This is a genomic window from Streptomyces sp. NPDC051664 (assembly GCF_044453545.1).
In the GTDB taxonomy this organism is placed as follows: Bacteria; Actinomycetota; Actinomycetes; order Streptomycetales; family Streptomycetaceae; genus Streptomyces.
Window position 1 is genome coordinate 1 of record NZ_JBITCU010000074.1, and the last position, 8862, is coordinate 8862.

8 protein-coding genes and 1 pseudogene are annotated in these 8862 nt (G+C 65.7%); all 9 read right to left on the reverse strand.

The window, feature by feature from the left end; all coding sequences use genetic code 11:
• Nucleotides 1-568: 568 nt before the first annotated feature.
• The 9 genes and pseudogenes from ACIA8E_RS41070 to ACIA8E_RS41110 all read right to left on the reverse strand — a co-directional run bounded on the left by ACIA8E_RS41070 (nucleotide 569) and on the right by ACIA8E_RS41110 (nucleotide 8475).
• The gene (locus tag ACIA8E_RS41070) at nucleotides 569-1834 is read right to left on the reverse strand and encodes an MFS transporter (protein ID WP_399307116.1); all 1266 of its coding nucleotides are present in this window, start codon (nucleotides 1832-1834) and stop codon (nucleotides 569-571) included.
• Nucleotides 1835-3094 (reverse strand): ATP-grasp domain-containing protein, encoded by a 1260-nt coding sequence (locus ACIA8E_RS41075; RefSeq protein WP_399307118.1) that lies wholly within the window; start codon nucleotides 3092-3094, stop codon nucleotides 1835-1837. It abuts the gene before it with no gap.
• A 39-nt stretch (nucleotides 3095-3133) separates the two neighbouring features.
• Complete coding sequence (locus ACIA8E_RS41080; RefSeq protein WP_399307120.1) at nucleotides 3134-3868, reverse strand: SDR family NAD(P)-dependent oxidoreductase; 735 nt, start codon at nucleotides 3866-3868, stop codon at nucleotides 3134-3136.
• Nucleotides 3868-4617 (reverse strand): 2OG-Fe dioxygenase family protein, encoded by a 750-nt coding sequence (locus tag ACIA8E_RS41085; RefSeq protein WP_399307122.1) that lies wholly within the window; start codon nucleotides 4615-4617, stop codon nucleotides 3868-3870. Before ACIA8E_RS41085 ends, ACIA8E_RS41080 begins: the two co-directional genes overlap by 1 nt.
• 14 nt (nucleotides 4618-4631) lie before the next feature.
• Complete coding sequence (locus tag ACIA8E_RS41090; RefSeq protein ID WP_399307124.1) at nucleotides 4632-5522, reverse strand: hypothetical protein; 891 nt, start codon at nucleotides 5520-5522, stop codon at nucleotides 4632-4634.
• 15 nt (nucleotides 5523-5537) lie between these two features.
• On the reverse strand, nucleotides 5538-6548 hold the full coding sequence (locus tag ACIA8E_RS41095) for a transporter substrate-binding domain-containing protein (protein WP_399307126.1): 1011 nt from the start codon (nucleotides 6546-6548) through the stop codon (nucleotides 5538-5540).
• 387 nt (nucleotides 6549-6935) lie between these two features.
• On the reverse strand, nucleotides 6936-7256 hold the full coding sequence (locus ACIA8E_RS41100; protein WP_399307130.1) for a transposase: 321 nt from the start codon (nucleotides 7254-7256) through the stop codon (nucleotides 6936-6938).
• 118 nt (nucleotides 7257-7374) lie between these two features.
• A pseudogene (locus ACIA8E_RS41105) lies at nucleotides 7375-7689 on the reverse strand (transposase); the annotation flags it as partial.
• Nucleotides 7690-8013: 324 nt separating this feature from the next.
• A complete protein-coding gene (locus ACIA8E_RS41110; RefSeq protein WP_399307128.1) occupies nucleotides 8014-8475 on the reverse strand; it encodes a hypothetical protein in 462 nt (153 codons plus the stop codon).
• Nucleotides 8476-8862: the final 387 nt, after the last annotated feature.

Genomic DNA, 8862 nt, shown 5'->3' on the forward strand with positions numbered 1-8862 from the left:
CGCCGGATACGGAGACTTCCGTCCCACCAAGACACCCTTCCTCGGATCTGCAAGATCCATTGTCAGAGTGTCCACACCACCGGGGTCGCCTCACACCTCGCGGCAATGGCCGTTCAGGAACGCGAAAAAGGGGTGACGCGGCAGACACACCCGACCTCGTGGACCTCACCCCGGCAGAAATCCGTCGCCTGCTGGCAGTTGAACCCCGCCGCCCTGCACGACGCGATCACGCAATGAGCTGGTCGCACTGGAGACGCCGCCACCAAGCACGCGCCCGACACTGCCACTACATGCGGCGCGGCCACCCGTTCGCGGGACGGTCCACCAAGACCGCCCCGCACCCAAACCCACCCCGCTACAATCCCCACACTCAAGCCGTTAACCAGCGGTAATGGAGAAGTCCGGCTGGAGTATTAGGCCAGTGCGATCGAGGCCGCCGCCGCCCGACGAGTAACGTTCGGTGATCGACATAACGTTCCGTCACAAATGTTGGACTGGTGCGCCACAAGGGGTTCCGTCGGCCCGTACCAGCGAAGCCACTCGTAAGAGCCTGCCCGGTCCGGGGGCCTCAGGCGGCTTCCGGTTCGGCTTCTCCTAGAATCGGGTGAGGGGGTTGCTGGCGCACTTGGGGGAAGTAGGACTGGTAGCCGAGGCCGTACCGGCCGTAGAGCAGAACGGCTGCGCACAGGGTGACGGAGATCCCGGCCGACAGCAGGATGATGCTCAGCAGCGGGACGCGGCCGGCGAGGATTGAGACCAGTGCGCCGCTGACCGGGATCGACAGCAGGTTCACCGCCCCGACGATCCCCATGATCTTGCCGAGGTGCTCCTTGGGGAGGACCGTGCTCCGCATCGTCCTGACGTAGACGTTGAAGCCGCCGTCGAATGCGATGAGGAGGCAGTAGGCGGCGGCGTAGACGAAGAAGCCCGGGGCCAGTCCGAGGGCGAAGCCGCTGCCGATCATCATGGCGAGCGAGAGCCGGCCGACGAGAGCTACCCCTCTGCGCCGGACGAGAGACGGGATGGCCGAGAACACGGCGAGGGCCAGGAGGGCGGCTGCGGATTGCATGCCGCCGAAACTCGACGATCCCCGCCCGAAGTGCTGCACCACCACGGCCACGCTGATGGCCAGGGCCGTCCCGTAGACGAAGTTGACGACCCAGGTCAGCCCGCTCAGGTAGAGCACCTCGCGCCGTTTCAGGAGGACGGCGAACGCGGCGCGGTTGATGGTAATGATGCGGGCCACCGAGGCGGAGTTCATCGCCGAGGCGTCCGCCACCCTCAGCAGTGCCATGTTGGCGCCGGAGACCGCGAAGAGGGCCGCGCATGCGATGAGCACGTACTCGATGCTGCCGAGCCGGTAGAGCAGGGCCGCCAGGGCCGGTCCGGCGACCTGGGACGCCTGCTCGACGCCCTGCACGAGCGAGTGGGCGCGGGGAAAGTCTTTCGGGTCGAGGTTGTTGGGGATGGTCGCCTCGATGCCCAGGAAGTTCACGACGTACCCGACGGACATGCACGCCATCAGCACCACCAGGGTGCCGAAGCTCCCGAAGACGTGCAGGGCTCCGCCCGCCGCCAGCAGCACCACCACGCGGCCGGCGTCCAGAGCGAGGAAGACCCGCTTGAGTGGCAGGCCGTCGATGAGTGCTCCGACGACCGGGAATCCGATCACCCGGGGCACCCACTCGATGACGAACGCCACCGCTGCGTAGCTGGCCGAACCCGTCGCGTCGAGCACCGCCAGCGGCACCGCGAACAGGAGGAACTGGTCACACAGTGATCCCAGGGACCGCGAGATCATGAAGAAGCCGAAACCGAACTCTCTGGCCCTCACTCAGTCCACCGCGAAGATCTCGGCCACGATCTCGCGGGCCTGGACGAGGTTGTCGGTCAGCGGCTCGCCGCCGTAGGCGACCTCCCGATCGGGCCAGGTGAAGCGGACGAAGCCCTCCCTCTCACGCCAGGAGGTCAGGGGCAGCACGCGGTCGCCGACCTGTGCGGTGATCGAGTAGAACTTGATGTCCGGGGAGTTGAGGATGCCCGCGGACTTCCGCACCTCGGTGAGGGTCCCCGAGGGTGCCTTGAGGAAGGCTACGGCTGCGATGCCGCGAGGTGTGAGCTTCTCGTGGTCCGCCTCCTGCCCGAGGTAGGAGCGTACGTGCAGCTCGTACGGGTTCACCCCATAGACGTCCTCGACCAGGTCCAGTATCGAGTCGCCGCCGGTGCGCGCGGCGACCTCGATCACCCTGATATCGCCGTCGACGCCGACCTTGGCCTCGAAGTGGGCGACGCCGTATTCGATGCCGAGGACCTCGCACGCCCTGAGGGCCCAGTCGATGAGCGCGGCGTTCGCGGTGTGCACCGACGGTACGACGTGGCCGAGTTCGACGAAGTAGGGCTCCTCGCCGAGCTGCTTGTCGGTGACCGCGAGGACGAAGCGTTCGCCACCGAGGTGCGCGACCTCGACACTGACCTCGTACGGGTAGTCGATGTACTCCTCGATCTGGAAGAGGTCCTCCGGGGAGTTCGCCTGCCCGCTCAGCGACTCGACTGCGGCCACCGACCGCTCGTAGATGTCGGCGAGGTCCTCGGCTCGGTCCACCTTGATCACGCCAAGGCTGCCGGCCATCTGCCGGGGCTTGATGACGACGGGAAAGGCGAATTCGCCGGCCAACTGCTCGAGTTCCGCGTACGAAGTGAAACCCGCGAACTTGGGCACTGGCACGCCGGCGTTGGCGAACGCCTGCTTCATCGCCAGTTTGTCGCGGCACAGCTCGACGCTGCGCAGCGGGTTGTGGGGCAGGCTGAAGTGGCGTGCGACCAGGGCCGCGGACGTCACGGTGAAGTCGTTGGTGGGCACGACCGCGAACGGCTTGGCCCCCGTGCGACGTGCGTGCTCCTCAGCCGCAGCGATGATGGTGTCGTGGTCGGCGATGTCGGAGTACAGACTGCCGTCGAAATACCGCAGACCGGGCGCTTCCTTATGCAGCGACACGGTGAAGACCGGCCGGCCCGACGCGGCACGCAGGGCCCCCGCCAGGCTGCGCTCCCGCAGCGACACGTCAGCCCCGATAATCAGGACGTAATCTTCCACAGTTCTCTTCCTCTGTTCCTGCTGTGGGTGTTCCCGGCTTCACAGAACCTTCGACGCGCTCCAGCCGCCGTCGACGAAGACGGTGGAGCCGGTGACGAATGTGGCGTCGGGGGCGGACAGGAAGCGGATGGCGCGCACGACGTCGGCCGTCGTGCCGAAGTCCGCGACAAGCTGCCCCCTGCGGATGCGGTCCATCTGGTCGTCGTCCGTGAAGTACTGCTCCGTCAGTGGGGTTCTGATGACGCCGGGCGCCACGGCGTTCGCCCGGATGGCGAACTGCGCGTAGTCCACGGCGAACTGCTTGGTCAGCCCGATGACGGCGTGCTTGGAGGTGACGTATGCCGTCCGGTTCGGCTCGCCCAGGAAGGCTGCGACCGAGGCGACGTTGACGATGGCACCGGCGACCGACGCCCCGATCAGGCGCTCGCAGAACGCCTGGCTCGCCACGAACACGGACGTGGTGTTGACGTTGAGGATGCCGCGGAACTCCGTGTGTGACAGCTTCCTGGTGTGGCAGATCTCCCTCTGTCCCGCGCAGTTGACCAGCAGGTTGACGTCGCCGGGGGTGAAGTCCACGCCGACGACACCCGCCAGCCGGTCGAAGTCGGTGATGTCCAGCGCCACGTGTGAGTAGGCGGCCGGCAGGCTCATGTCGCCCTCGGTCCGGTCGATCCCGAGGACCCGGTAGCCGGACTCCAGCAGGCTCGCGCAGGTGGCACTGCCGATGCCGCTGGCGGCTCCGGTGACGATCGCCGTCTTGTCTTCGCCGGCCATCAGGCGCTCCTAACTTGGAATGTCACGAGCAAAATGTCGCGACGGCTCGGCACGATCGTGTTGGTGCCGCTCGCGCCGACCGGGGTGACGGCGTGGAGCTTGTCGTGGTTGACCACCACGGTGTCGAAGACGTCCGTCAGCCGGAGCACGTTCTCGAAGTGCTTGGCGTCCGGGGCGATGACGCTGTCCCCGCCGATCGCGTTGCCGGACAGCCCCACCAAGTGGACGAAGACCACGTTCTCGTCGTCCTTGTGCAGCCAGTTGGGCGAGCTGTAGGCCGGGTTGCCCGGGTAGGCCAGGTAGCGAAAGAGGTGCAGGCCCACCATCAGCTCCGACGGTTCGGCTTCGATCCGGTCGTAAGCCTGCACGCAGGTGATGTCGGACCGCAGGATCTGGGCCAGCAGGTCGTTCTTCTGCAGTTCCTCGCTGATGAGCGGATAGCTCCGCACGATGCCGCCGGTGTCGGCGTTGTAGCTCTTGGTCTGGAGGTACGGCTCGAACAGGCCGTACTCGAAATCCGTCGAGCCCTTCTCCACGCGGAGCTGCGCGTATCTGCGGTAACGGTTTCCGGGCGAGTAGGGGTCGAGCGTCAGATCGCTGAACGCGTTCTCCAGCTGTACGTACTCGGACCGCAGTTCGTCCCGGCTACGGTCCGCCAGGACGGAGTCGAAATAGAACGCGGAGGGTATGGAGGCGTATCCGCTACGTGCCAATTCCGCGGCGTAGGCCGCTTCGGTCGTCCCGCTCATGGTGGTCACCTGTCTCAGGTCCAGTACACGGCAACGTCGTCGGAGATCTTGCCGACGAACCGCCCGGCCGACAGCCGCCGGCCCTCCTGCACACTCGACACTCCGTGGATGAAACTGGAGTTCAGGAAGTACGCGTCGCCCTGGCGCAGCTGGACGGTGAGCGACTCGATCCCATCCAGACTGTCGATCGGGTACGGATAGCCGGTGCTGACCAGTCCGAGGCGCTCGCGGCAAGCCTCGTCGGGATTGATGTTCCAGACCTTGAGGGCACCGCCCTTGTCGGAGGTCTCCACCGCGGCGTTGTACGAGACGACGTGGGTGGCCCCAGCCACTTCATAGCCATCCTTGCGCGCGGACAGCAGCTGGGCGGTGTCGTCGTGCGGCATGAGTGCCATCTCGCCGTTGTCCAGCCAGCGCCGCAGCGTGCAGAAGCCGGCCGGGATGTTCTTGAACCGGCTACTGCGCAATACCATGCCTTTCTTGGCAAAGGTCATTTCCAGCAGTTCGGTTGCGAAGAGCTGTTCGATCTCGTCGTGCGCCACACCGTCGAACAGGTCGAGGCTTATTGACGAGGTCTGGATCACCTCGCGAACGTACTCATCTCCGGAACGCGAGAACTGGGTAGCGCCTATCTGGTTCGTCTTGACGAACGAGTCGTCGGTGCGGTTTCCACCCTCAGTGCGGGCGAGGATGGAATCGAAATTCTCGATGACTCGTGTGGCCAGTGCTGGGTTGAAGGCGTCGCGTAGCACGTAGACGATCGCGCCGTGATGACTTCCCTTTGTGACAATATCGAAAATTACATCCGGATTGACCTCGGACGCCGACACCTCAAGATACGAAAAATTCTTCTCGATGCACGCACCGGTCAGGAGTTCAGGTTTGACAAGGATTTCCTGGGGCATGATCAGCTCCTTGTGTCAGATAAAAAGAGGTGCATAGAGCATTCCACCGCTGGTGCGAAGACGGTTGGCCTTTCGACCCTGCTTCAGCGGGGATCCCGCGCCTAGATTCCGCTCGAATATGTCGGAATAGCTGCCGACTCGCTCCAGGATCCTCGATGTGAAGTCCGGCAGTAGCCCCAGATTCTCGGCGTGCTTTTTGTCCGGTCGCAGGAACTGGTGCAGGTAAGTCCCGGGAGCCGCTTCGGAGACGGGCAGGACGGAATCCCGGGTGAGCCCGAGGTTGTCCGCCTCGATAAGCGCGAAGAGAACCCAGCGCACTGCCTTGGTGAACGCCCAGTCGGAACCGCGCACGACCGGGGACATCGCTTCCAGGGACACCTGGTCGTCCAGAAAGACGTGGTCGTCGAAGTCCCCGTGGCGTGAGAGCTCCCCCGCCAGTAGGTAGGAGTCGAGGCAGTAGACGTCCACCTCGCCGGACAGGTAGGCACCCAGGGCCTGTTGCGGGGTCCGGTACAGGTAGGCTGTGTACTCGACGCCGACCTGACCGCAGTGGCGGGAGACGTTGTCCGCGGTGGTGGACCCGGCGAGCATGCCGATCCTGGTGCCGACTGTGTCGCGGATCGTGCGGCGGGACCCGTCGGCCGCCCCGTCCTGCCCCTGTCCGAGGCGGAGGTTCCCGGGCCTGGTGGCGAACACCTCGCCGTCGTAGAGCAGCGGGTGAACGAATGTCACGTCGTACTCGGCCTCACGCGTCAACGTAATGCTGGAGTTGTACGACCCGAGATCGATGCGGCCGTCGTCGAGTGCGTCGAAACGCTCGGCGGATGCCAGCGGCAGGAATTCGACCGCATCCTCGTCGCCCAGAAGGGCAACGGCCACGGCTCGGGCTATGTCGGTGTCGAATCCTGTCCAGGAGCCACTGGATTCGTCATAGGCAGACAGGCCACTGAACCCTAAGCTCGAACCGACCCGTAACGCACCACTCCTTCTGATGTGCGGTAAACCAGAATTCGTTCCCGTGAACATCGGACCCTCGATTTCTCCTTCTGGCGCACCATGGCGGGAGAGGTAATTAGGGCAGGTGGAAGGTGACGTGCGTCGCAAAACTTATCAGCTACTCGCAGGTTAGGGAAGTGTCGATTGTCACAGCATGGATGAGGGGCCGGGCGAGAAGGCGCCGGAAGGCAGAACGGCCAAGCTCCCCGGGCCAATCCGGGAAAGTCGTCGGCCGCCTTTCGGAGCGGTTTTCGCCAATTCGATGGTTACCTTTCCGCCAAGTGCTACAGCCGGTCGTTCACGTGACGTTGGTCGGAATCGCTGGCGGGCAATCATTCGGCAGGGCTGCGCTGTGTGACTGTTTTGGGCGTGCGGTGACGGTCGGTGACCGGTGGTCAGCGGCTGCTGGGCGGGTGGTCAAGCAGGTGCGGTGGCTGCCGGGGGGAGCCAGAACGTGCCGGTGAAGGCGTCGCGGAGCACGGCCAGAGGGTTGACCGCGTGCTTGGTCGCGGTGGAGAGCACGCCGCGGATGAGGTAGCGGTCCTTGGCACGTTGCAGGTCGGTGAGCCGCCCGGAGATCTTCTCTTGGATCTCGGAGGGGCGCAGGTCGCGTTCGGCCTGGCTCGAGGTCGGCGGGATGCGCAAGTCGGTGGTGAAGCGCAGGAAGTCGTCCTCGCGCTCGCGCAGGGCCTGTAGTAGCAGGCGGGCCTTGCGGGCGCCGGGCCGGACGTCCGCCAGTGTGGCGGTGCACGGCGAGGCCGATCCGCACGGCGTGCCGCACGCCGGGCAGGGCGACCTGCTTGATTCGTGCGGCCGGGGCCTGCTCGTCTCGGTCGCGGGCCTGGTTGGCGCGGTGGATCAGCTCGCGCAGCTCGTCGGCGAGCTGGGTGGGCCAGGTCTGTTCGGGGTAGAGCTCGGCGGCGCCGACCAGGTCTCGGAGCACGTGGGCCAGGCACAACTGGTGCTGGAGGGTGCCGAGGTGGACGCTGTCGTAGTTCTGATAGCGGTCGTGGACGATGACCGTCTCGGGCTCCAGGTCGCGGTAGACGAACTGCCGGGAGGTCGTCATGGAGCGGTCGCCGAGCAGGAAGTGGGTGGACAGCTCGGTGCAGGCGACGTGCAGGTAGCCCTTGGCCTCGCCCCTGCCCGGGGCGGCCGGGCCGACCTTCAGCGGGGCCTCGTCGCAGCAGAGCGTGAAGGCGAGGGGTGATCAGGGTTCGGATGACGAAGTCGCAGGTCGCCACCAGGGACGCGGCCCGCGGCAGCAGGGCGTGGACGAAGCCGACGGAGGGTTCGGCGCCGGTCAGCACGGCGAGGATCTCACGCACCCGGTGCACTGGCACGAAGTGCACCACGAGCAGGTAGACCGCGAATCCGCGCAGGCTGGGCCCGTACTCCGCCCGTCCCCGCCCGGCACCTACGGGGCGCTCGGCGGTGTGGATCTTCCCGCAGGCGCAGGCTACCGAGTGCTGGTCGTACTGGGTGACGGCCACCGTCACCAGCGGGATCTCGTGCTGCGGTACACCCTGGTCGACCGCGTCGACCAGGTCGGCCCCGCAGCCGCACGCTCCTTGGGGGAAGCGGTCCAGGCGGCCGTCGATCTCATCGTCTTCGCGCCAGCGCAGCGCCGACCCGGGCGCGCCCTTCTGCTTGCCCTTATCGCGGCCGCTCGGCTTGGCCCGGCGCTCCTTACGTGGCGGCACACCTTCCCGAGGGTGTCGTCCTTCGAGGGCGGCATCGAGGACTTGGAACTATTGCGCGAGTGCAGATGCTGGAGCTTCGCCAGTTCCTGGGCCTGCCGCTCGAACTTGTTCGTCACGTCGGCGAGTTGCGTGGCCATGGCCGAGATCTGCGCATCCTGGCGGCCGATCACCACCGCCAGCTCGTCGAGCCGGACGGCTTGACCACGGGCGAACACGACCAGCTCGTCGCGTGTCATCGACTCCAGCTCGGGCACGGCAAGATCCAACCACACCCCACGACCGAAGCCTCACACCCTCACGGACCGTCACATCACGGCAGCGACCGTGACGCTCCGATTGCCTGCTGAATGACTGCGTTGGCGGTGCATGGGGCTGATGCTGTCGAACTGGAGGAACTCGCATGAGATGCGCTGACCAACCTGCACGACGTCGGAGACTGCCTCGAAACGTCGCCAGGACAGTTCAGCCGGCTACCGCACCCGCACCTGGAAGACCGAGCTCGCCCAGCTCGCAGCTGAGACCGGCCTGTCGATCACCGTCTGCCACCGGGACTGTAAAACTAACGGCTCTGTCTCACATCCGGTGGTGACTGAAAGTCACGGCGGCGACGAAAAGGCCATCGATCACGAATCCGCAGGTCC

Excerpts from the sequence above, each read along its gene's own strand:
- ACIA8E_RS41090 (WP_399307124.1), bottom strand. The coding sequence starts at position 5,522 with ATGCCCCAGGAAATCCTTGTCAAACCTGAACTCCTGACCGGTGCGTGC.
- ACIA8E_RS41080 (WP_399307120.1), bottom strand. The coding sequence starts at position 3,868 with ATGGCCGGCGAAGACAAGACGGCGATCGTCACCGGAGCCGCCAGCGGC.
- ACIA8E_RS41085 (WP_399307122.1), bottom strand. The coding sequence starts at position 4,617 with ATGAGCGGGACGACCGAAGCGGCCTACGCCGCGGAATTGGCACGTAGC.
- ACIA8E_RS41095 (WP_399307126.1), bottom strand. The coding sequence starts at position 6,548 with ATGTTCACGGGAACGAATTCTGGTTTACCGCACATCAGAAGGAGTGGT.